At 63.5% G+C, this 21356-nt stretch carries 21 protein-coding genes and 1 riboswitch; of the genes, 8 read left to right on the top strand and 13 right to left on the bottom strand.

What is annotated here, in order from left to right:
• Positions 1–30: 30 nt before the first annotated feature.
• The 3 genes from RWT78_RS04510 to RWT78_RS04500 all read right to left on the bottom strand — a co-directional run bounded on the left by RWT78_RS04510 (position 31) and on the right by RWT78_RS04500 (position 4136).
• Positions 31–1689: a DNA repair helicase XPB gene (locus RWT78_RS04510; protein ID WP_003940219.1), complete on the bottom strand. Its 1659-nt coding sequence runs from the start codon at positions 1687–1689 to the stop codon at positions 31–33.
• A gap of 180 nt (positions 1690–1869) precedes the next feature.
• Positions 1870–2946 carry an alcohol dehydrogenase catalytic domain-containing protein gene (locus tag RWT78_RS04505; protein WP_314674257.1) on the bottom strand — a complete coding sequence of 359 codons (1077 nt, stop codon included), beginning with the start codon at positions 2944–2946 and terminating at the stop codon, positions 1870–1872.
• Entirely contained in the window at positions 2943–4136 is a 1194-nt protein-coding gene (locus tag RWT78_RS04500; RefSeq protein ID WP_215516046.1) for an LLM class flavin-dependent oxidoreductase, read from the bottom strand. Before RWT78_RS04500 ends, RWT78_RS04505 begins: the two co-directional genes overlap by 4 nt.
• A 215-nt stretch (positions 4137–4351) precedes the next feature.
• Here RWT78_RS04500 and RWT78_RS04495 point away from each other — a divergent pair, with 215 nt between their 5' ends.
• Complete coding sequence (locus RWT78_RS04495) at positions 4352–4663, top strand: hypothetical protein (RefSeq protein ID WP_003939736.1); 312 nt, start codon at positions 4352–4354, stop codon at positions 4661–4663.
• A gap of 54 nt (positions 4664–4717) precedes the next feature.
• A complete protein-coding gene (locus RWT78_RS04490; protein ID WP_003940633.1) occupies positions 4718–5368 on the top strand; it encodes a TetR/AcrR family transcriptional regulator in 651 nt (216 codons plus the stop codon).
• A gap of 424 nt (positions 5369–5792) precedes the next feature.
• On the opposite strand, the gene RWT78_RS04485 is transcribed toward RWT78_RS04490, so the two are convergent.
• Together RWT78_RS04485 and RWT78_RS04480 are read right to left on the bottom strand one after the other, a co-directional pair.
• Complete coding sequence (locus RWT78_RS04485) at positions 5793–5918, bottom strand: hypothetical protein (protein ID WP_007733507.1); 126 nt, start codon at positions 5916–5918, stop codon at positions 5793–5795.
• Between the two features lie 87 nt (positions 5919–6005).
• Positions 6006–8330: a helicase-associated domain-containing protein gene (locus tag RWT78_RS04480; RefSeq protein ID WP_217017767.1), complete on the bottom strand. Its 2325-nt coding sequence runs from the start codon at positions 8328–8330 to the stop codon at positions 6006–6008.
• 60 nt (positions 8331–8390) lie between these two features.
• On the opposite strand from RWT78_RS04480, the gene RWT78_RS04475 reads away from it, so the two are divergent.
• Entirely contained in the window at positions 8391–8579 is a 189-nt protein-coding gene (locus RWT78_RS04475) for a hypothetical protein (RefSeq protein WP_019744939.1), read from the top strand.
• An 83-nt stretch (positions 8580–8662) separates the two neighbouring features.
• Here the strand turns inward: RWT78_RS04475 and RWT78_RS04470 are convergent, their stop codons facing one another.
• Positions 8663–9226, bottom strand: a complete 564-nt coding sequence (locus RWT78_RS04470) for a transglycosylase family protein (protein WP_003939675.1) — start codon at positions 9224–9226, stop codon at positions 8663–8665.
• Positions 9227–9234: 8 nt separating this feature from the next.
• A riboswitch (cyclic di-AMP (ydaO/yuaA leader) is annotated at positions 9235–9455 on the bottom strand.
• Between the two features lie 383 nt (positions 9456–9838).
• On the opposite strand from RWT78_RS04470, the gene RWT78_RS04465 reads away from it, so the two are divergent.
• Positions 9839–11236, top strand: a complete 1398-nt coding sequence (locus tag RWT78_RS04465; RefSeq protein ID WP_314674248.1) for a YncE family protein — start codon at positions 9839–9841, stop codon at positions 11234–11236.
• A 91-nt stretch (positions 11237–11327) separates the two neighbouring features.
• Here RWT78_RS04465 and RWT78_RS04460 read toward each other — a convergent pair whose 3' ends face one another.
• Together RWT78_RS04460 and RWT78_RS04455 are read right to left on the bottom strand one after the other, a co-directional pair.
• Positions 11328–11717, bottom strand: coding sequence for a YccF domain-containing protein (locus RWT78_RS04460; protein ID WP_003939919.1), 390 nt, complete (start codon positions 11715–11717; stop codon positions 11328–11330).
• Between the two features lie 33 nt (positions 11718–11750).
• Entirely contained in the window at positions 11751–11978 is a 228-nt protein-coding gene (locus RWT78_RS04455) for a hypothetical protein (protein WP_003940194.1), read from the bottom strand.
• Between the two features lie 215 nt (positions 11979–12193).
• On the opposite strand from RWT78_RS04455, the gene RWT78_RS04450 reads away from it, so the two are divergent.
• Positions 12194–12607, top strand: a complete 414-nt coding sequence (locus tag RWT78_RS04450; RefSeq protein ID WP_007733502.1) for a cold-shock protein — start codon at positions 12194–12196, stop codon at positions 12605–12607.
• An 88-nt stretch (positions 12608–12695) separates the two neighbouring features.
• Here the strand turns inward: RWT78_RS04450 and RWT78_RS04445 are convergent, their stop codons facing one another.
• From RWT78_RS04445 to RWT78_RS04435, 3 genes are all read right to left on the bottom strand, one after another.
• Positions 12696–13190 (bottom strand): DUF2771 domain-containing protein, encoded by a 495-nt coding sequence (locus tag RWT78_RS04445; RefSeq protein WP_207624414.1) that lies wholly within the window; start codon positions 13188–13190, stop codon positions 12696–12698.
• On the bottom strand, positions 13190–14884 hold the full coding sequence (locus RWT78_RS04440) for an MFS transporter (RefSeq protein ID WP_223304424.1): 1695 nt from the start codon (positions 14882–14884) through the stop codon (positions 13190–13192). The genes RWT78_RS04445 and RWT78_RS04440 overlap by 1 nt, the downstream gene beginning before the upstream one ends.
• A gap of 69 nt (positions 14885–14953) precedes the next feature.
• Positions 14954–15784 (bottom strand): glutaminyl-peptide cyclotransferase, encoded by an 831-nt coding sequence (locus tag RWT78_RS04435; protein ID WP_074447088.1) that lies wholly within the window; start codon positions 15782–15784, stop codon positions 14954–14956.
• Positions 15785–15822: 38 nt separating this feature from the next.
• On the opposite strand from RWT78_RS04435, the gene RWT78_RS04430 reads away from it, so the two are divergent.
• The 3 genes from RWT78_RS04430 (at position 15823) to RWT78_RS04420 (ending at position 19943) form a co-directional block, all read left to right on the top strand.
• Positions 15823–16644, top strand: coding sequence for a DUF3027 domain-containing protein (locus RWT78_RS04430; RefSeq protein WP_037128526.1), 822 nt, complete (start codon positions 15823–15825; stop codon positions 16642–16644).
• A 68-nt stretch (positions 16645–16712) separates the two neighbouring features.
• Entirely contained in the window at positions 16713–19385 is a 2673-nt protein-coding gene (locus RWT78_RS04425; RefSeq protein WP_314674241.1) for a sacsin N-terminal ATP-binding-like domain-containing protein, read from the top strand.
• A gap of 6 nt (positions 19386–19391) precedes the next feature.
• Positions 19392–19943, top strand: a complete 552-nt coding sequence (locus RWT78_RS04420; RefSeq protein WP_003940406.1) for a phosphatase PAP2 family protein — start codon at positions 19392–19394, stop codon at positions 19941–19943.
• On the opposite strand, the gene RWT78_RS04415 is transcribed toward RWT78_RS04420, so the two are convergent.
• Both RWT78_RS04415 and RWT78_RS04410 read right to left on the bottom strand, forming a co-directional pair.
• Positions 19933–20973, bottom strand: a complete 1041-nt coding sequence (locus RWT78_RS04415; RefSeq protein WP_051649549.1) for an iron-siderophore ABC transporter substrate-binding protein — start codon at positions 20971–20973, stop codon at positions 19933–19935. The two genes, RWT78_RS04420 and RWT78_RS04415, sit on opposite strands and share 11 nt — an antisense overlap.
• Before the next feature lie 89 nt (positions 20974–21062).
• Positions 21063–21320, bottom strand: coding sequence for a DUF2530 domain-containing protein (locus tag RWT78_RS04410; RefSeq protein WP_003940362.1), 258 nt, complete (start codon positions 21318–21320; stop codon positions 21063–21065).
• Between the last annotated feature and the right edge of the window lie 36 nt (positions 21321–21356).

Here is a 21356-nt window from a genome sequence, read left to right as displayed (position 1 = left end):
ATTTGATTCTGCAACGTGTTGCAGAAATGCTCAGCCGATGGCAGGTCCGAGCAGGTCATCGGCGTCGGTGATCCGATAGGCGTAGCCCTGTTCGGCGAGGAATCGCTGACGATGTGCCGCGTACTCCGCATCGAGAGTGTCGCGCGAGACCACCGAATAGAAGTGAGCCTGACCGCCGTCGTGCTTGGGTCGCAACAGTCGTCCGAGTCGCTGCGCTTCTTCCTGTCTCGACCCGAAGGTTCCCGAAACCTGCACGGCGACAGATGCCTCCGGAAGGTCGATCGAGAAGTTCGCGACCTTGCTCACCACCAGCGTCTGGATCTCACCGTTACGGAACTGATCGAACAGGATCTCGCGTTCCTTGTTCTTGGTGGATCCCTTGATCACCGGGGCGTTCAGGGCTTCGCCGAGTTCGTCGAGCTGATCGAGATACGCACCGATCACCAAAGTCGGAGAATCGGGGTGCTTGGCCAGGATCGACTTCACGACCGCAATTTTCGTGTGAGCCGTCGAGCACAGTTTGTAGCGCTCCTCCGGTTCGGCGACGGCATAGGACATGCGCTCGGCGTCCGTCATCGTCACTCGCACCTCGACGCAGTCGGCCGGCGCGATCCAGCCCTGCGCTTCGATGTCCTTCCACGGAGCGTCGTAGCGCTTGGGGCCGATGAGCGAGAAGACGTCGCCTTCGCGGCCGTCCTCACGAACCAGCGTTGCGGTCAGGCCGAGACGGCGGCGCGACTGCAGATCTGCCGTCATCCGGAAGACGGGCGCGGGCAACAGGTGTACCTCGTCGTAGATCACCAGTCCCCAGTCGCGGGAGTCGAAAAGTTCGAGGTGCTTGTACTCGCCCTTCGTGCGACGTGTGATCACCTGGTAGGTCGCGATCGTGACCGGCCGAATCTCCTTGCGCTCGCCGGAGTATTCGCCGATTTCTTCCTCGGTCAACGATGTACGCGCGATCAACTCACGCTTCCACTGACGACCGGCAACGGTATTGGTGACGAGGATGAGGGTGGTGGCCTTGGCCTTTGCCATCGCTGCGGCGCCCACCATCGTCTTGCCGGCGCCACACGGCAGCACGACGACGCCCGAGCCGCCGGCCCAGAACGAATCCGCTGCCATCTGCTGGTAGTCGCGCAGTTCCCAGTGGCCCTCTTCGAAAGCGAGATCGATCGGGTGCGCTTCGCCGTCCACGTAGCCGGCGAGGTCCTCGGCCGGCCAGCCCACCTTGAGCAGCATCTGCTTGAGGCGGCCGCGTTCGCTCGGGTGGACGATCACGGTGTCGTCGTCGACCTTCTCACCGAGCATCGGCGAGATCTTCTTGTGTCGCATCACCTCGGTGAGGACTGCGCGGTCGAGGCTGACCAGGATGAGGCCGTGCACCGGGCTCTTGACCAGCTGTAAGCGTCCGTACCTGGCCATCGTGTCGACGATGTCGACCAGCAGCGGTTGTGGAACCGCGAATCGTGAGTACGACACGAGCGCGTCGACAACCTGCTCGGCGTCGTGTCCGGCGGCGCGGGCATTCCACAAGGCCAGGGGAGTGATGCGATAGGTGTGGACGTGTTCGGGGGCCCGTTCGAGTTCCGCGAAGGGGGCGATTGCCTGCCTGGCATCGCCGGCGCGCTCGTGGTCGACCTCCAACAGCAGCGTCTTGTCGGATTGGACGATCAACGGTCCGTCGGTCACGGAATCCTCCTAGTGAAGCAAACGCGGCAGCCACAGAGCGTTGCGCCGCGTTGTCGGCTGACGCCAACCCTGCCATTGTCCTGGTATCGGGGCGCAGACGCCAACAGGCGACGCTCGCACAGCCCGAAGTAGAGGTGCCCGAGTGCGAGCACCCCTACGTCAACAGGGCAGGATCGACCGCTATTCCAGGAGGCCCGCGGGTAGCACGAGGATCTTCACGTGTTCGTCGGGTGCGCGCAGAGCTGCGAAAGCGTCCGAGACTCCATCCAGACCGACCCTGCCGGTGATGATCGCTTCGGCGTCGATCTCGCCGTCGGCGAGCCTCTGCAGGGTGATGTTGTAGGCATTCTCGTAAGGACCGTGACCGAAGTTGATCGAGATCCTCCGGAACTGCCCGACGACGGGAATGATCGTCTCGTCGCCGAACGGCGCAGCCAGAACCTGAATCCGCGAGTTGAACGGCAGAGTGTGCATCAGTTCTCCGATGACTCCCGCCCGACCGCTGCATTCGTAGGCGATCAGAACTCCGTTCGCGGCCTGGCCGACAAGCTGGTTGCCTTCGGCGATCATTCGATTCCACAGTTCGATCGGATCCTGCTCGGCCGGATCGACGACGATGTCCGCGCCCATCTTCGCGGCGAGCTCGCGTCGTTTGGGGGAGGGCTCCGACGCGATGACGATCTGCGCTCCGCGCGCTTTCGCGGCGACGATGGCGCCCAGTCCGATCGTTCCGCAACCGATGACGAGCGCCGAATCGGCCGAGGTGAGGCCGGACTGTTGGAGATGCATCTCGCCGACGTGGAGAGGTTCGGCAAGTGTGGCGTGCTCGAGTGACAGGTGGTCGGGAACTTTGCGGACCCAGAACGCGTCGACGACTATGTGATCGCCGAACGCGCCGTGGTACTCGTTCGAGTAGCCGATGATCGTCGGGATCCCGGTAGCGGTGTCGGTGGCCAGGCCGATGCCGGCCACCCGATCGCCGATCGCGAAATCGTCTACTGCAGAACCGGTCTCGGAGACGATACCCGCGTATTCGTGCCCCAGCACCACTGGCGCGTCCGGATCGAAGGTGGCGAGCGGGTAGCCCCCGTCGTGCGCGACCTGAACGAAGCGGCACGGGTCCTTCGACATGCTCAGGTCACTGCCGCAGATCCCGCAGGCGACGACGTCGATGCGGATCTGATGGGGTGCCAACGGCGGCGGGTCGGCGATCTCGGTGACCGCGAATTCTCCCTGCTGGAAACGGACGGCCCTCATGCGCGCACGGCTCCCGTCTCGGCCGGCCGGCCGTAGTAGTCGGTATGGGCTTTGGTGATCGCTCCGACCAGCCCGCCGATCAGGTATTCGCGGTTGTCCTCGGCGAACTGCATGCTCGCCTGACGCCCGACATTTCGCTTCCGGAAGTGCGGGACCACCTCGGAGGCGAACAATTCGTAGCTGCGTTTGGTGTCCTCCCAGCTCGCCATGTCGACGTGAAGGATCAAGAACGTGCCGAACCCTCCCGTCTTCTCGATCAGACGCTCGATCTGTGCGATCGCATCGTCGGGGGTACCGATGATCGCCTGACCGAACTCGCCGAGCGTGTCGTTGCGCCACTGATCGATGACTCCGGCCGGTGTATCTGCCCAGGCCGGGTTCTGGCCGGTCTGTCGATTCACGTAGGAAGCCATCGATCCGATCCGTCGGCTCACGGCGCGCTCGGCCTCGGCTCGGGTCTCGGCGAGGAACATCGGATTGACCACACGCCACGTCGCTCGGTCGGCGCGGTGGCCGTGTTCGGCCGAGACCTTCTCGTACACATCCCAGTTGCGATCCAGTGCGTCGAAGCCGCTGGGTGAACTCGCCGCCAATGAGAGCAGGGAGAGGCCGTTCTTGCCGGCGAGCACCGAACCGTTGGGGGAAATCGTGGACGCTGTCACTGTCTCGATGCCGTCCGCGCGGTAGGTGGGCAGCTGTGCGCGTGCGTCACGCAACGTGAACCAGTCGGTTTCCATGTTGACGACCTCGCCGCGAAGCAACGCGAGAATGGCCTCGAGCGCTTCGCCCTGGCGACGACGCTGGTCCGACGGGTTGATGCCCATCATGTGTGCATCGAGGGGGATCTTGCCCGGGCCGGTGCCGAAGATGAGTCGTCCGCGCGTCTGCAGATCGAGCTGAGTGATGCGGTCGGCCGTGATCAACGGGTGGTGATAGGGCAGAGACGTCACGCCTGTGCCGAACTGGATGCGCTCGGTTCGCTCTGCGGCGGCCGCGATGAACATGTCCGGGGCAGGCACGATCTCGGCGCCGGTCGAATGATGCTCACCCATCCACGCTTCTTCGAATCCGAGGTGGTCCAGGTGTGTCATGAGGTCGATATCGCGTCTGAGTTGCAGGGCGGGATCGGCGTCGAGCGGATGGTACGGGGCGAGGAAGGCTCCGAAGCGGATGGACGATGCGGACCACACGATGACAACTCCTGTCGACAGGGGAGTGATTTGGATCACTCGCTCTGATCGAGATGTCTAACATGGATCAACTGATCCAATAAGTTGAGCCTCCCGCACAGTGGGAGATTTGTAATCACCTGTAGTTCAACGTTATCTGGTGCAATGACGTCGGATATCGTTGTTGCAAGTCGATCGACTGAACCAAGCACTTTCCGAAGGAGTATTGAAGAGGTATGCAACTGGACGTCACAATCACCCCCGACTCCTCGACCGTCGAACTGAACAGTGTCGACGACTTCACCAGTCTCTCGGTCGTCGTTGGCGGCGACGATCGATCCGAGACTCTGAGTCGGGTACTGGAACCGTGGGGGGAACTCGAGGGGGATCACGTCTGGCTCGACATCGGCCACTTGGAGCAAGCCGTCGCTGCCCGGATCGGAAACACCGAGTGGAGACAGAAGTTCTCCGCGATGGTGGACTACGCACGCGCCCACGGCTGGGTGGATCGCGACAACAGGGTGCGAGCACACCGTGAATCACTCTGACTCCGCGTTCGCCACGGTTGAGACGTTTGTCGAGCCCGTGCGAAGCTCGTTCGTATGACCGACTCCCGGCAGAACCGTCAAGGCGACGCGACGCGTCTGCGTTTGCTCAAAACTGCTGAAAGGCTTTTCGCGACAGAGGGATTGGATGCAGTTTCGCTGCGCTCGGTCAACGCCGCGGCCGGTCTCGGGCCGTCATCGGTCCACTACCATTTCGGAACCAAGGACGATCTGGTCGCAGCGGTGCTGTTGGACATGGGAACGTCGGTGCGAGATCAGATCAGCGCGAACGTCGACGCCCTCTCCGCCGACAAGACGCCGCCGACGGTCGAGGCGCTGGTACGGGCCGTCACTGCGCCCTACAAGGCATTGCTCCTTCGCCATCGCACGCGGGGAATGCGATGGATCAGAATCGTCACGCAGATCTCGCAGCCGCAGATGTCACGACCGGGCCATCCAGCCCTCGAGGCGACCGAGCTGCACCTGCGTGAACATCTTCTCGACCAGGTCCGTCGTACTTTTCCTGCTACCGATCCCGAACGGCTCGAGACTCGCTGGGCGATTGCCTTGATGGGCTTCCTCCAGGCGTTGAGCCGGGCGGACGATTGGAGCGGAAGTGGCAAGCCGCTCGCGCCGGAGCGGCTTGCCGACTTCTACGAGGACCAGGTCGTCTTTCTGGTGGGTGGTGTGCGGCAGTTATTGGGGTGAGCGCCTAATCGATGCGTCTCCTATTTCTGCGCGACCACTGACTTCCGCATTTCCATTACATGAGTAATAGCTTCGGAAATTCCGGACCGGTAACCGATATTCTTTTCGGAATCACCCGGAGTGGAATCAAGCTCCGATTCGAGTCTCGTTTGAATGCGGTCCAGGGTATGGATTGTTCTTTTCACGATGGTTGATTCTCTTTCTGCGGTAAATCCGATAGAAGTATTCCGGATTGCCGAGCGTGTTCGTCGAGGACGCAGAGTGAAGCGAGGGTCATGCCCGCTGCGTACCCGCGCGAGCGTGCGTCAGTTCCTCGATTACGTGACTTGAACAGGTTGAACGTTTCGTGCAGGTGCACGAGGGTGTCGGTGGAGGCAGGCATTGGTCAGCTTCGCAATCAGCTCGTCTTTTCTGGACTTTGCTGTCAGCTCCGCTTCCGCTTACGGATGAACTCGGAAGACTCCGCAGTTTTCGCCCGCTTCTCCGCGCGGCGTTCCTTGATCGACTGGGCGGGTTTCTTCATGTTCTTACCCGGCGCCTTGTCAGCCATTGTCGCTCCTCATTTTTCGAAGTGGCAATCACAAACTGACCTCGACCATACTTCATTTACAGAAAAAAGCCAGTTGCTTCTTTTTTGCTACTTTTTTCCGGAGTCGACGGGGCTGACGGAAGTAATTCGGTGCAACGTGAAACGGCGAACCGCGCCGCTCGCGGGGTCGAAGGCGTCCAGCTGTCCGCCGCCAACGCTGACGGGGTCGACGATGCGATGCGTCGCGACCCCCTGGGCGTCGACGTAGCCGATGTTGACGCTCGAATTGTCTCGGGCCGCCGTGGCCAGCAAGGCGATGGTGGCGGCGTTGTTCTCCCGCGAACCGTCCGTTCGCACTCCGCCGCGGCCGGGGGCGGAAGCACGGTCTCCGGCCCGCATCGTGCGGACCAACGACGCCAGCTGATCCGCCGACGGGCTCGCCGGCATCCTCGACGCCGGTCGGCTGCGACGGTTGGGTACACGTGCCCCGCGTGGTCGGAGATCGACCAACGTGCCCGAGGAGTCCTCACCTGCCGGCGCGAATCCGGCGGCTCGCAGCTCGGTCAGGACTTCGCGGAGAGGGGCCTGCGAAATCGCGACGGTGGGAGCCAAGGCGCGCAGTGCCAACGGCTCGGCCACTGCGGATGCGAGGACCTCCGCCAGCAGTGACGCGTCCTCACATCGAATGAACGACGCCGCCACTCCGGCACGCAGTCGTCCGTGTCGACGGGCGACATCGTCGATCAGATACGAAAGTGATTGGGGGACAGGAGTCTTCGATTTCGAAGTGAACATCGCATGCAGTTCGGTGGCCGTCAGACCGGCGTCGAGCGCACGACGCACGCTGTCCTCGCTGATGCGGTACATGGACGCCGATCCGGCCGACTCGATGTCTGCGACCAGGCTCACCTGCTCGAGCAGGTCCGGTACCAGCGGGCCGGGCGCAACCAGAGTCAGATCCGCCTGGACCAGGATGTAGTCGATGGGCTCGGGTAGCGCGGACTGCATTTCGGCTTCGGCGTCCCCGCCGTGCAGCAAGGCTCGTCCAGGTGACGACAACGCGCCGCGGGCCACCAGCCCGAGAGCAGCGGCCTCGTCCAGAGTCCGCTCGATCGCGAACGTCCGCAGGCGCCCGCTCCATCGCGGGCGTCGCCACGCCAGCAGCCGACTTACCTCGACGGCCGACGCGGTCTGGCCGCTGTCGAGTTCGGAGAGCAGCCCCAGAATGGCCTGACGATCTCGCGGAGCCGCCGGAGCGCGGCCCTCCTCGGACAACGCCGCGATCGGCTTGTCGGTGGAATCGCGCAGCCCGATCATCCACGGAACTCGAGGTACGTCGACCCAGGCGGACGCCAGGACCTCCCACCGTCGCGCTGTGGATGCGTTCAGCCAGCCGTCGACCGCAAGCGTGGGCGTCCAGTATTCGTCCGCGTTGTCCGAGACCGGCGCCGGGTCTGGTGTTCCACTGGCGATGAGTCCGGCTGCCGAGAGCAACTCGACAAGTAGGCTCACGCGCGCTTCGTCGAGATCGGCCGTCTTGGCCACGCGTCGTAGTTCTCGAACACCGAGCCCACCGGCTCGCAGTGCGGGGGCCGGCGCTGCGCCCAGAACAGCGATCACGTTCTCGCATTGGCGCACCAACTCGAGCGCCTCGCCGGCTGCTGCGGCGTTCACGTCCGCCGGCTTGAGTTTGTCGCCCCCGATGACAGGTGCGGTCAGCGTCGTCGGATCGAAAACCGGCTCGCCGCGGATGACCTGACGAACCGTCGCCGGAAGCTCGACGGTCTGCTCGTCGAGCCACCGCAGCAGGCCGGCCGCCAGCAGTCGTTGAACCGGGCGCTCAGGCGGCGTTCCGGGGGCAGCGTCGCGGGTGCGACCGATCGGGCTGGAGTTGGCGAGTGTCTCGAGGAGATCCCGCTCGCGGGTGTCCAGAGCGTTGAGCGCAGCCGAGATCTCGGTCTCGGTCATCGCCTCGGCAGGTTCGAGGGCGCGCCCCACACGCCACGGAATCATCCCGATGACTGCCGGGACGACGCTGATGGGATCGACACCCCAGATGAGGGCGGACGCGCGCATCTTCGACAGAGACTTGTCGACGGCCTTCTTGGTGACCTTGCCCTTGCCGGTCAGCGCTCGTTCGGCGATCGCACTGTTGAGCTCCGCCCGCGTCATCGGAGTTTCCTCGGCGCCGGCCAGTGCCAACAATTCGAGAAGACCGAAATCGAGGGTGTCGAGTTCGTCCGCCGCTCGGCTGACCGACGCGCGTTGCTGTGCCCGACCGCTGAGAACCACCATCGTGCTCGGCGGCGGTACGGCCAGATCGGGGCGCAGACGCAGCAACTCCGTCAACTCGGCGTCACTGCGCGCCGAGAGCCAATCGGTCAGACTTTCGGCTGCGGAACTGCCCGCCGGGGTGCCACGTGTTTCGGTCATCAGGTATCAGATTAGAGACCTGGTCTGTACGGCGTAACGGCGTCCTGTCAAAATGACTTCGTGGCCAACAATTCGAAGCAACACTATGTAGATCCAGGATGGCCGGAAACTGCAGACGGAGATCACGCAGTGACCGAATTGTCATCGACCCGCGCAGGTGGACTTTCACCCTTCGGCGAGGACACCACCTTTCCGGTTCCGGTGGAGTCACTTCCTTACGTACACCCGCACACCGTCATCAACCGATAACAACTCGACACGAAGAAGGCCCGCACCGAATCGGTGCGGGCCTTCTTGATGTTCGAGCGTCCGAGCGGACAGTCTTGCCGGTGTTACTTGAGGAACGACTTCGCGGTGTCGGCGACTGCGAGGATCTGCGGGTCGACCGGGATGCCGTTGGCCTCGGCGAATGCGATTGCCTGATCGATGGCGTCGGCGACCGGGTGTGCAACGGTCTGTGCGACCTGCTGCGCCGGAGCCGGAGCTGCCTGAGGAGCCGTGGTGGCCGGAGCGGAACGCTCGGTGGCGCCGCTGCTCAGCCCGAGGCTGGAGGAGCAGGACGGCCATGCGCCCCAACCCTGGTTTGCGAGAACACGCTCGGCAACAACGATCTGCTGCTCGCGAGTGGCCTGGTTTGCGGTGGCTGCGTACTGTCCGCCGCCGTGTGCGTTCCACGTGCTGGGGGAGAACTGCAGTCCGCCCTGGTAACCGTTGCCCGTGTTGATGGCCCAGTTTCCGCCGGCCTCACACTGGGCGAGACGATCCCAGTCGGAGTCGGGGGCAGCGTTTGCGGTTCCGGTGGCTGCAATTCCTGCTACGCCCATGATGGCGCCGGTGACGGCGACCTTGGCGACAGTGCGGCCGGTGGTGGTGGGCTTGCGATGGCGTCCGCTCATGATGGTCGAAATCCTCTCCACACGCGCCTGCGAGGTCAGCTGTCGGGTTCGGGCTGAGAGGTCGCCCGGCCTCGCCTTTCCTGGCTGGAAAGGGTCTGGCTTCACCCCAAGATTCGGTCTTGCGATCGAACCGGTGTCCACTGGAGAACTTTTCTGTTCTCACAGAGGACTTTGGGTCCCCCGTCCTCGTCCCTGGAATGCTCTGTCGGAAGTCCGGTACCCGCGGGACAAGGCTTGGCGCGGCGGGCCGGAGGTGGCCGAGTTTCCCGGCCGAAAACGACGGTAACGGCTCGAGTCGCTCGTGTCACCATTTGATAACGCGGCGTGGCGAAGGACGTACAACGCGTCACACAAAGCGCAGGAGACTCTTCCCAGGTAGGTGGGGGTGCCCGAGTGAATGTCCGGTTGTGTCCGTTCCGTTATCCATCCGTAATGTGAGCAACGTCACACGTTATGTGGAAATAGAATTTCGGGCGATTGAGAGGTGTGTCGATCCGGACCCAAGGTGTGGCCCGTGTCTCAACATCGAGATTGAAACTTAGGTTAGGTTTGCCTGACTTGCCTCGATTGGGCAGGTTTCGCAGAGTCTTCCAAAGAAGTAGGGCACCCCTCATGAAACTGCAATACCGTCGGCGTGCGGTCACCGCGTCACTCGCCGTCGCCGCTGCTGCTGTCGGCCTGGCCGTCACTGCTCCCGCTGCACACGCCTCACCCGAGGAACCGACACACGGTGTTGTCGGAAGCTATTCCGCAACCCAGCCCGGCGACATCGTCGTCGACTCGGCAACCCACCGCGGATACATCACGCAGTACGGCGGACCGACCAGCTCGTTGTCCGTCGTCGACACGAACACCGGCAAGTCCGTCGGCACCATCGACGGCGTCGTCGGTTACCCGTCGGCACTTGCCGTCGACTCGGGCCTCGGACGCGCATACGTGTCCTCCTCCTACGGCGGCGCGATCTCGATTGTCGACACGAAGACCGGCAAGGTCGAAAAGACGGTCACGCTGAGCGAGAAGAACCCCGACGGCTCGCGTCCGCAGATCAACGATGTCGTCGTCGATCCCACAACACACCGCGCGTACTTCTCGGACTACAAGTCAGGCAACATCCGAGTCGTCGACCCCAACGCCGCCGACGCCGTGTCGAGCATTCTGGTCGACAAGTCGGCAACGCCGACCAAGCTCGCCTTCGACAGTGTCCGCGGCTTCCTCTACATCGCGGACACCAACTTCTTCGACGAGAATTACGGCCGCACGCTGTGGCAGGCGGACGTACGCAAGGGCGGAGCACTCAAGTCGATCGTGCGTGCCGACAACCTCTACCCGGTCGACGTCGATGTCGACACGAACACCGGCAACATCTACATGACCGACACCCGGGCAACCAACCTGTGGGCGATCACCCCGGCCGGCGCGGTTCTGTCGAAGACCACGCTGTCTCCGACTGCGATTCCCAACGGCGTGGTCGTCGACGCTGCGGCAGGCATTGCATATGTCGCGGACGTCATGAACGGACACCTGTGGTCGGTCGATCTGACGACCCGCGCCACCACCGCTCTGACCGATACCAAGGTTCCGGCACTGGAGAAGGTCAAAAACCTCGCGCTCGACACCTCGACCGGCGCCATCGCGTCGACGACCAACGGGGGCAAGGTGACAGTCGTTGCCGCGTATCCGCTGCCCGCGACCGTCGAATTGCCTGCCGCTCAGGTCGGTAAGGCATATTCGCACAAGCTCGCTGCCGCCGACGCGCGCGCAACCTTTGCACTCACCAGTGGCACTCTGCCCGGCGGACTGTCCCTCGCACAGGACGGCACCATCTCGGGTACCCCCACCGCTGTCGGCAGCGGCAGCGTCGAGATCACTGCGAAGAGCGTGCTTTCGCGTGCTTCGAGCGTGACCATCGTGGTCTCCGAGGGGCCGGTCGGCCCCGTCGATCCGGGCAACCCGGGAACTGGTACCGGTTCGCTCGGTAACCTCCCCGGACTCGGTAGCCTCGGGCGCTGATCCGACCTGATACGAGAGAACCCGACCACAGCACCTGCTGTGGTCGGGTTCTTCGGTCTGCGAGGCCGCTTTCGCGTAACGCGATCGACGACTATGCGTAATTCACCCGGTCCACGTCGACGATCTCCTTGCCGAGCGGCATCAGCGAGATCGGAATCATCTTCAGGTTCGCGACCGCGAGCGGAATTCCGATGATCGTGATCGCCATCGCGACGGCGGTGACGATGTGTCCGATCGCCAACCAGATACCGGCGATGATCACCCAGATGACATTGCCGATCATCGAACCGACACCAGCGGTCGGCTTGTCGACGACGGTCTTACCGAACGGCCACAGTGCGTAGATGCCGATGCGGAATGCCGCGATTCCGAAGGGAATCGTGATGATGAGGATGCAGCAGATGATGCCTGCGGCGAAGTAACCCAACGCCAGCCAGAAGCCGCCGAAGACCAGCCAGATCACGTTCAGGAGGATTCTCATGGTCAGTGACCTTTCGGTTGGAGGCGGGAGTGATCAGCGCACGCGTCGACCGGATCTGAGCGTGTAGACGATGGCCAGAAGGAAGCCGATCGGGCACGCGAGTGCTACCAGGTACAACGCCAGGCCGGGCGGGGTGTCGCTGAAGATGTGGACTGCGAAGATGGCCACGATCGCCAGGAATCCGACGATGAACAGTGCCATCGCCGTACGGAACAGACCGTTTCCGGTGCCGGAAGTGCGCGGGTTCGGTTGAGGGTCCACACCTACGAGGATAGTGCCTGTAAACCTGGGTGCCGACCCGGGTTCGTCACAGGTAGACTGTTAACAGACTGCGCGCCCCGCTGAAGCAAGTGTGGGGCGCGTTCTTTTGCATTCTTCCACCGGAAGCGATGCGAGCAAGGCCATGAGGCTCTTCCGAGAGCCTCCCGAGCACATTGGGGCAGACGCCCCAGTCGAGTGATGAGCAGGTGAACGCGGTGCCGACCGGCAAGGTGAAGTGGTACGACGTCGAAAAGGGTTTCGGCTTTCTGTCGCAGGAAGAGGGCGAGGACGTCTACGTCCGTGCTTCCGCTCTCCCCGAGGGCGTCGAAGGCTTGAAGGCCGGCCAGCGCGTCGAGTTCGGAATGGCTGCGGGCCGCCGCGGTCCGCAGGCACTGAGCCTGAAGGTACTCGAGCCGGCGCCGTCGTTGCGCGGCGCTACGGCGACGCGTCGTGAGCCCGTCGAGCGTAAGCACACCCCTGATCAGTTGCACGGCATGGTCGAGGACATGATCACGTTGCTCGAGGCGAAGGTCCAGCCGGATCTGCGCAACGGCAAGTACCCGGACCGCAAGACCGCTCAGCGGATCTCCGAGGTCGTCCGGGCCGTCGCTCGCGAGCTCGACACCTGATCGCTCGATACGAGCTGCCATACACGGCTTCGAAACAAAATGCCCTGCACACCAATCGGTGTGCAGGGCATTTTCGACGTTCCGGGGGTCAGGCGGTCTTGATCGACCAGATCAGCAGTCCCTGTTCGCTTCCCTCACCGACGGCGAGGTGGATTTCGACGCCGACGAGTTGCTTGACGGGATCGCTCGAAGACTCGACCGTCACTGCCAGGGCCTCGCCGGGCTCGAAGACTCGGGGCTCACCGGTCTGGTTGCCGTCGGCATCCTCGTAGACGGCGAGCAGTGCCCACTGCGCATCCGAGACGTCCGTCGACAACGACAGCTGCAGCGGGTAGCCCGCTGGAACGTCGAGTGCGTAGATGTCGCCCACCTGGGCGCACTGGGACAGGTCGATGGTGCAGAAACCGGCAGGGTTCGTTTCGATCGTCTTGCCGTGTGCGTATGCAGTGATGACCGGCAGCTTGTCGGGGTCGTCGTTGATGTTCTTGATGATCACGAAAAGAACGGAGACGTAAGCAACCAGTGCCACCACCATCAGGACACTGATCGCTGCCACGATCTTCTTTGTTCTCGAGCGCATCATCACTGCGGAGTACTTCCTTGTCCTCGGTTGGATTTACCGGTGTAAATCACTTCGGTCACTTCTTGTTCGGCCAGATCGGGTCGCTTCCCGCCGAGGCCGGGCAGGAGGCTGCTTCCTCGGTAGCTCAGGAAGGTCTGCAGAAGCCCGATCGTCAGGAACACCGATACAACAGTGAACCCGATCCAGTATTCGGTCGGAAGCAGAACCCCCAATGCGCCGCCGAGTACCCAGCTCAGCTGCAGAACCGTCTCGGATCTACCGAATCCGGACGCGATCGATTCCTCGGGCAGGTCGTGCTGGAGTGACGCGTCGAGTGAGACCTTGGCGAGTGCGCTGGCGGCCGATGCGATGAGCGTGGCAAGCGCGGCCGTCATGAGGTTGTCCGTCAGCGCTGCGATCACCGCGATGATCCACACCGACGCAGTGCACCGGAGCACGATCAAGGCAGGCCGGCCGAGCTTGAGGCGCGCACCCGTGGCATTTCCGGCGAAGTTACCCAGACCGGCTGCTGCGCCGACCAGGCCGAGCATCATGGCCTGCTGGAGCGGCTCGTGATCGGTGCGTGATTTGGCGACGAACGCGATGTAGAGCGTCAGGAAGCCGGTGAGCACGCGAATGGTGCCGTTGCCCCAGAGTCCGATGATCACGGCGCGTCCGAGAGGCTGACGGACCTTGGCAGGTTTGGCGTCCGGCTGCGGTGGGGCGCTGCCGGCGTGATGCGCTTCGTCCGGGTGGTAGGTGATGGTCGCGGGTACCTCACCCTCGGTGACCTCGACCCACGACGGGATTCGCATGCTCAGATATGCGCCGAACACGGTGACGGCGACCGCGAACCACAAGGCGCCGGTGGAACCGAAAGCGAGCGCGAGCGCACCTGCGACCGCGCCGGCCCCGATCGTTCCACCGATCAACCCGAAGACCGTCAGACGCGAATTCACGCGCACCAGGTCTATTTCCGGTGGTAGGACGCGTGGTGTCACTGCACTCTTGAGCACCGAGAACGATTTACTGAGCACCATCATGCCGAGCGCGGCCGGATAGAGGATCCAACTGTCGAAGTTGAAGACCAGGATCACCGCGAGGAGCGTCCGGATTCCGAACGACGACGCGAGTGCGATGCGGCGTCCGCGCTGCAACCGGTCGAGCATGGGGCCGATGAGCGGTGCGATGACCGCGAACGGTGCGATCGTGATCAGGAGATAGAGCGCGACCTTGGTCTTGTCCTCGCCCGTCGCGGCCGAGAAGAACAGCGTGTTGGCCAGAGCGACGGAGATCGCCGCGTCGGTCGCGTTGTTCGTCATCACCGCGTAGGTGAGAGCGGTCAGACCGGACTTGTCCGCGCCGTCGGCCTTCGCCGCGCGCTGGAAGGTCGCGATGCCCTTGTTCGTCAGTTCGCGGCTGCGCATCGCTGCGACGCGAGTGACGGTGAGCTTGCGAGGCATCGGTGGAGCCTTGGGAGCGTCCGCCCCCGGCGTCTTCGAACCGGCCGCGGATTCGGAGTCTCCCCGCGATTCGGGAATCGGATGCAGCGGTGGCAAAGGCGTGCGACGGGCAGCGGGACGGGCCGAAGGTGGGTAATTGTCCGGGCGGGCCGCGGGTGGGTAATTGTCGTAACCGGGGTGCACCTGTTGCCCCTCCGGCTCGTCGTGGATTCGCCGAGTTTCGGGGTCGTAGGGTTCGCGCGGTCCGGTCACCACTCAATTCTGTCCTAGTGTCGGCGCGGCTACCACGCACACCCCTGCGAGTCCTGTGTCATGTCGGACTCAGTTAACAAAACGGACTTCGAACATCTGCGGCCAATACTTGCCGGTGAGCAGGAATCGATCGGTACCGGGAATCTGCGCGATGCCGTTGAGAACGTCGACGGTGCTGGTCGATCCATCCGTGACGAGTTCTTCGCGTAGCGCCGATGCGTCGTACACGTTCGTTACGGTGCCGTCCGACGGGTCGATTCGGACGACGGTGTCCGTGGTCCAGACATTGGCGTAGACAGAGCCGTCTTCGGAGCATTCCAGTTCGTTCAGTTTGCCGACGGACTCCGAAGATCTGGTGACGTCGATCGTGGAGATCGACGCGAAGGTTTCGGGATCGCGAAAGGTCAACGTGGCCGAACCGTCGCTCGAGACCAGCCGATCCCCGAGCGAACAGATTCCCCATCCCTCGGTGTCGAGTGGGAACCGCCCTCGTTCGGTCAAGGTGTCCTTGTCACGGGCGATGGCAACGCCGTCTTTCCAGGTGAGTTGCCACAGTGTGTCTCCGGCGACCGTGATGCCCTCACCGAACAACGGCGGGTCGAGATCGGCACGCGCAACTTCCGGTCCCGAAGCGGGGGACTGCTCGTCGGAGATCTCGCTCGAGCGCACCCAGGACTGCCCGACGCGTCCGGTGCTTTCGTACAACCGGTTTCCGTCGATCTCGAGGCCCTGCGTGAACGCGTCGGGATCGTGCGCGGACACTCGAACGATCTCGACGGAGCCGGTTTCGGACGTGAGGTTGTCGGGAGCGCCGGGGGAATCGGAGCACCCCGCCAAGGCCGACGCGATCACGGCGACCACTGCAAAAGTGCGCACGGAATTGGCGTGTGACCTACTCATCTGCCCAGCATGGCAGCCCAGTGCGTTGCGGACTTGCGGTGGTGCGGCAAACTGGAGGAGTGAGTGTTGCTACTTCTCCAGAGCGTGCAGTGCCGCGCCCAGTACTGGCCGATGCGGTCGAGCTTGCCCGAAAGGCAGTCGTCGACCTGCATGAAGGCGGTGTGGGGGCATACCTCGGCGTGACGTCGGAGGACGAATTCGCCGCCACCCATCGATTTGCAGCAGACATTCCGGGATACCGCGGTTGGCAGTGGGCGGTTGTCGTCGCTGCCGGACCGGAGGACACCCACGCCACGATCAGTGAGTTGGCGCTGTTGCCGGGTCCCGACGCGTTGGTTGCGCCGGAATGGCTGCCATGGGATCAGCGGATTCGTCCCGGCGATCTGTCCGTCGGTGACCTACTCGCCCCGCCGGCCGAGGATCCTCGCCTCGTTCCCGGCTACGTCGCCACCGGTGACCCGGAAGTCGACGAGGTAGCTCTCGAAATCGGGCTCGGCCGCAAACAGGTCATGAGCCTCGAGGGCCGACTCGATGCCGCGCAGCGTTGGTTCGACGGTGACTTCGGCCCGGAGTCGGAGATGGCGAAGGCCGCGCCGTCGACGTGTGGACTGTGTGGATTCTTCCTTCCACTCGCCGGTTCGCTGCACGCAGCGTTCGGTGTGTGCGGAAACGAACTCTCCGCAGACGGCCGTGTGGTCAGCGTGTCCTACGGTTGTGGCGCGCACTCGGACACCAGCTTGCCGCTCGGTGCGGGCTCGCCTCAGTTCGACGCATTCGACGACGGAGCCGTCGAGCTGATTGCGGTGCCGGCTCGCCCGTCGAGCGTTGTTGCAGTTGAGGATTCGGTATCCACCGAGTAGAAGATCCGTTCGGTACGGACGCACTCCGCGAGGCGACGCTGCGCGCGTGGTCGGAATCTCCGACGCGATTGCGTGAAGACGCGGCTGCGGAATCCGACCTCGCAAAGGCCGGGTACCGCGACCGTCTGCTCACCGAACTGGCGCAGAACGCTGCCGATGCAGCTGCACGCGAGGGCGTCCAGGGCTCTTTGTGGGTGGATGTGGACGGTCGGACGCTGACGGTGGCGAACACGGGCCGTCCACTGGACGAATCCGGTGTACATGCGCTGACCGCGCTGCGCGCGTCGAACAAGGTCGACGCCGACGAAGGTGTGACGGGACGGTTCGGCGTCGGATTCTCGGCAGTTCTCTCGGTCAGTGACGAGGTGGAACTGCGCTCGTCGACGGGATCGATTCGATTCTCTGCCTCGCACACTCTGCGCGAGATCGAGTCTCGCGAACTCCCCGTGCCGGAAACCGGTGTCCCCGTGCTTCGTTTGGTGTGGCCCTCTGGCGAATTGCCGAGCGACGGTGCCGATTCGGAAGTGGTGCTGACGCTTCGGCCGGACGTAGATGCCGCAGCGCTGCTTTCGCAGATGGCACGTGAGGCTGTCGACCTGCTCCTCGAACTCCCGGCTCTCGGATCAATTCGTCTGGGTGAGAAGACTTTTCGGCGATCGGAACGGGTGCTGGATTCCGGCCTCGTCGAGATCGCGATCGGTGATCGCACGTGGTGGCAGTACACCGCGCCGAACGCACGATGGTTGGTGCCGGTCCGCGACGGGGTCGTCGAGCCGGTCGCAGACGACGTCCTGCGGGCGCCGACGCGATCCGACGAGGAGCTGTCGATCCCCGCGATCATCATTGCCGACATTGCAATGCAACCCGATCGGCGACGCCTCATGCCCGCTGCACCGATCGCTCCGCTTGCCGAGGGGTACGCGAAGTTCCTTGCTGCACTACCTCCTCGGCAGCGAACGGCACTCGTTCCGATTCCGGCCTTCGCTCGCAGTGAAACGGATTCGCTTCTGCGCGAAGCGCTTCTGAAGGAGCTGCAGGAAAACGAGTGGCTTCCGGTGGTCGGTGAGCCCGACCGCGCGCCGCAGCGAGCATCCGTGGTGCCCGGGCTCGGTGATGACCTTGCCGAGTTGCTCACCGACATCATCGGTGGCCTGGTTGTCCCCGAGCTCTCCGGCCCCAAGCACGAGCGAGCGCTCGCGGCGGTGTCGACACACCGCATCGGGCTCGCGCGCATCGCCGAACTGCTCAGTGGTTCGGAACGTGAACCCAAGTGGTGGAATCGCCTCTATTCCGCTCTCGAGCCTCTGGTGATCGACACTCTTGCGGTGGAAGAGCTTGGAACACTGCCGGTTCCGCTCTCCGATGGACGGACGGTGACCGGGCCGCGGACCGTCGTCGTCGGCGTCGAACTGGGTGAAGACGCGCCGTCGGTGCAGTGGACGAGGTTGGTTCATCCCGTCGCGGTTCACCCGTTGCTGTCTCGATTGGGAGCGCAGACTGCGAGTGCCACCGACCTGCTGTCCGATCCGGCGCTGCGCGCATTGATCGAAGATGCTGCGGACCAAGATGATTCGGTAGCGACGGAGTTGGCGCAAGTGGTGCTCGGATTGGCGGCCCACGTGGCGCCAGGGGCGCTGCCGTCGTGGATCGGTGAAGTGCTGCTTCCTGATTCGGAAGGCGAATTGCGGTCCGCCGACCAACTTCTGCTTCCGGGAGCTCCCCTTGCAAGCGTCCTGGTCGAGGATTCTCCCTTCGGCATCGTCGACGCTGATTTTGTTCAGCGGGTGGGGGAGCAGGCGCTACGGGTAGTCGGTGTCGGGTGGGGTTTCACGGTGGTCCGTGAGGAATTGCCTTCCGGCCCCGATCACGATCTCGACGCCGAAGACGCATGGTGGGACACCCTCGACGAGGACCCCGAATACATCGAAGCCGTGCGCGATCTCGACCTCGTGGACGAAGACCGCTGGCCGCAGGCGTTGTCGCTGCTGGTCGAGTCGCCGGCGACGCGGGCGCTGCTCACCGACCGTCGTGGATACACGGCGTGGTGGTTGCGTTCGAATGCCGAACTCGGCGGTGAGGTGCTGGGCTTGCTGCGCGCTCCGGGCGATCGCACCTTCGAGGGATTGCTCGATGCTGCCGAACACCCCGACGCCGGATTCTTCTCCGGATTGCTGGCATCGGATACCGTCGACGATCCGGAACTGGCTCAGCTGCTGCTCGATCGGCTTGCGGACCCACTACGGATGCCGGCCTCCGCCGTCGTCGCGCGGACGCACCGACTACTGGGGGAGGCAGCGCAGCGACGGGTTCTCGACCTGGAGGAACTGCACCTGCCGCCGTTCGTGCGAGGCCTTTCCGGCGATCTGGTCGATCCCGGCGACGCCCTTGTTCTCGACCGACCGTGGCTGGGAGCGGCACTGCCTGCACAACGAGTGGTGCTCGGCAGCTTCGAGACGGCCGACGCACTGGCAGATCTGCTCGACGTCGCGACGGCGTCTGCATCCGTTCACGGACGAGTGAGCAGCACCGGCGTCGTCACGACGTGCGCGAACGAACCGCAGGCAGTTCTCGGCTTCGCAGCCCTCGGCCGTGAGGTTCCCGGCGGCGAGGTAGTGATCCATCACGAACTGTCGGTGGAACTGACGGGAGCGGTGGAGGCGACAGTGACCGTGCCGTGGTGGGTGGACTCGGACGGCGTTCATCACGTGATGCGCACGTGGACTCTGCCGCAAGGGATGTGAGGGCAGATGTCTTTTGATCAGTGGGTACTCGACAGTGCAGTGAGTCAGCGGACGGCGTGGCTCGTGGACGTCGTCGACGTCATCACCGACAGCGGCGGAACCCTGGCGTCGTGGCTGATCGCGACGCTGCTCACGATCGTGCTTCTGGTTCGGAGACTGCGTACCGAAGCTCTGCTGATCGCCGGATCGATGTTGACCGGTCTGCTCGTGATGAGCGGATTGAAGCGCATCTTCACGCGAACCCGCCCACCCGTTCCGGAGAGATTGATCGAAATCGATTCGTATTCGTTCCCGTCGGGCCACGCGATGATGAGCGCGATACTCGCGACTTCGGTTGCCGCCGTGATTCTTCGGCTTGCCTTGCCGAGGCTCGCGAAGATGGCAATGCTCGCGAGCCTCGGCCTGTACACGATCGCTGTCGGATTCTCCCGCGTCTACCTGGCTGCCCATTGGATGACCGATGTGCTGGCAGGCTGGGCGTTCGGGATGGTGTGGGCCGGAGTGTGGATCTGGGGAACTGCGCAGATCAGAAAGCGCCGGGCGCTGGTTACTTCGTGAGTTCGGCGAGTAGTTGGCTCGTGGCCCACGGCAAGCTCAGTGCCGAGCTCGCGGTCAAGGCCGCACCGACCTGCGGAGCCTGATCGTCGTTGACGTAGACGACGCGATTGTCCTTGACCACGTCGAGTTGCTGGAAGCCAGGGTTGTTTCGGACCGCCTGTGCGGCATCGGGATTGCCGATGACAACGAGACGGTCCACGTCGAGGAGATCCAGTCGTTCGGTGGAGATCGGCGCGTAGAACTCACCGTTCATCAAGGCCTCGACCGCGGGAGCAGGTTTGAATCCGAGACTGCCGAGAACCCGTCCGCGGGCGTCCTCGGAGGAGAAGGCGTAGAACTCCGGGGTCGCGTCGACGCTGATGATCACCGCGGTCTGGTCTGCAAATTCCGGGTGAGCGCTTCTGGCGTCGGCGAACTGCTTGTCGATATCGGCGACCAACTTCTCGCCGTCGGCTTCGCGACCCACTGCCTTCGCTGCGGTCTTCGTCGTGATCTGCCACGGAGTTGCGTAGTCGCCGTAGGCCGGATCCTTCGCGACGGTCGGGGCGATCGCGGAAAGTGTGCTGTACAGGTCTTTGTCGATGCTCGAGTAGAGCGCGAGGATCAGGTCGGGCTCGAGCGCAGCGATCTTTTCGACGCTGATCGTGGTTTCGGGATTGCTGCCGACGACGGTCGGTTCGGTTCCGCCCCAAGGGCCGGTGACCCATGGCCACGTGCGGTTGACGTCCGGTTCGCCCGGGTACTGGTTGACCATTCCGACGGGCTTGATGCCCAGAGCCAACAGAGCCTGCTCGTCGTTGTAACCGACGGTGACGATCCGTTGTGGTTCGGAATCGATCGTGGTGCTGCCGAAAGCGTGATCGATCGTGACGGGGAAGGCGCCACCACCGGAACTCGACGAACTACTTGCTGCGTCGTCGTTCGAACTGCAGGAGACGAGTGCTGTGCCGACCAGGGCGACCACAGCAACGGATGTCAGTCTCGTCCAACGTCCTCGGCTTTTCCAACGATTTCGGTGGGAGATCTTCACGGCTACGTGGTTCCTTTCAGCATTGACAAGCTAAGACCGACACGAGAGTGAAGGGTAGGCTTACCATACTGAATGGGTGATCGACCTGCTCAGTCGACCAGACCGGCGCCCTGTTGTGCGCCCTTGTCACCGCGCACAGCTGCGCGTCGTTGAATGGAGAACAGAGCGAAGCCGAGGAAGCCGACTCCGATACCCGCGTAACAGATCGGGAGTGCATCCGACCAACGATCGCCGCTCATCGCGACCACGATCGTGGCGATCACCCACAACGCGGTGCCGATGATCAGTGCCGGCGCGGGTGCGGACAATTTGCCGATCAGGCCTGTTGTGTTGCGAGTCTCCGTCACAAAATTAACGCTACCCGTACCCCGGTGGCCTACTCT

Origin of the sequence: uncultured Rhodococcus sp. (genome assembly GCF_963525155.1) — a bacterium.
Taxonomy (GTDB): Bacteria; Actinomycetota; Actinomycetes; order Mycobacteriales; family Mycobacteriaceae; genus Rhodococcus_F; species Rhodococcus_F qingshengii.
Note: the sequence above shows the minus strand (reverse complement) of the source record. Positions and strands in the feature narration are given on the sequence as shown.

Bases quoted from the DNA above. Each gene is read 5' to 3' on its own strand.
- RWT78_RS04505 (WP_314674257.1), bottom strand. From the start codon at position 2,946: ATGAGGGCCGTCCGTTTCCAGCAGGGAGAATTCGCGGTCACCGAGATC.
- RWT78_RS04495 (WP_003939736.1), top strand. From the start codon at position 4,352: ATGCAACTGGACGTCACAATCACCCCCGACTCCTCGACCGTCGAACTG.
- RWT78_RS04490 (WP_003940633.1), top strand. From the start codon at position 4,718: ATGACCGACTCCCGGCAGAACCGTCAAGGCGACGCGACGCGTCTGCGT.
- RWT78_RS04485 (WP_007733507.1), bottom strand. From the start codon at position 5,918: ATGGCTGACAAGGCGCCGGGTAAGAACATGAAGAAACCCGCCCAGTCG.
- RWT78_RS04480 (WP_217017767.1), bottom strand. From the start codon at position 8,330: ATGACCGAAACACGTGGCACCCCGGCGGGCAGTTCCGCAGCCGAAAGT.
- RWT78_RS04470 (WP_003939675.1), bottom strand. From the start codon at position 9,226: ATGAGCGGACGCCATCGCAAGCCCACCACCACCGGCCGCACTGTCGCC.
- RWT78_RS04465 (WP_314674248.1), top strand. From the start codon at position 9,839: ATGAAACTGCAATACCGTCGGCGTGCGGTCACCGCGTCACTCGCCGTC.
- RWT78_RS04460 (WP_003939919.1), bottom strand. From the start codon at position 11,717: ATGAGAATCCTCCTGAACGTGATCTGGCTGGTCTTCGGCGGCTTCTGG.
- RWT78_RS04445 (WP_207624414.1), bottom strand. From the start codon at position 13,190: ATGATGCGCTCGAGAACAAAGAAGATCGTGGCAGCGATCAGTGTCCTG.
- RWT78_RS04435 (WP_074447088.1), bottom strand. From the start codon at position 15,784: ATGAGTAGGTCACACGCCAATTCCGTGCGCACTTTTGCAGTGGTCGCC.
- RWT78_RS04420 (WP_003940406.1), top strand. From the start codon at position 19,392: ATGTCTTTTGATCAGTGGGTACTCGACAGTGCAGTGAGTCAGCGGACG.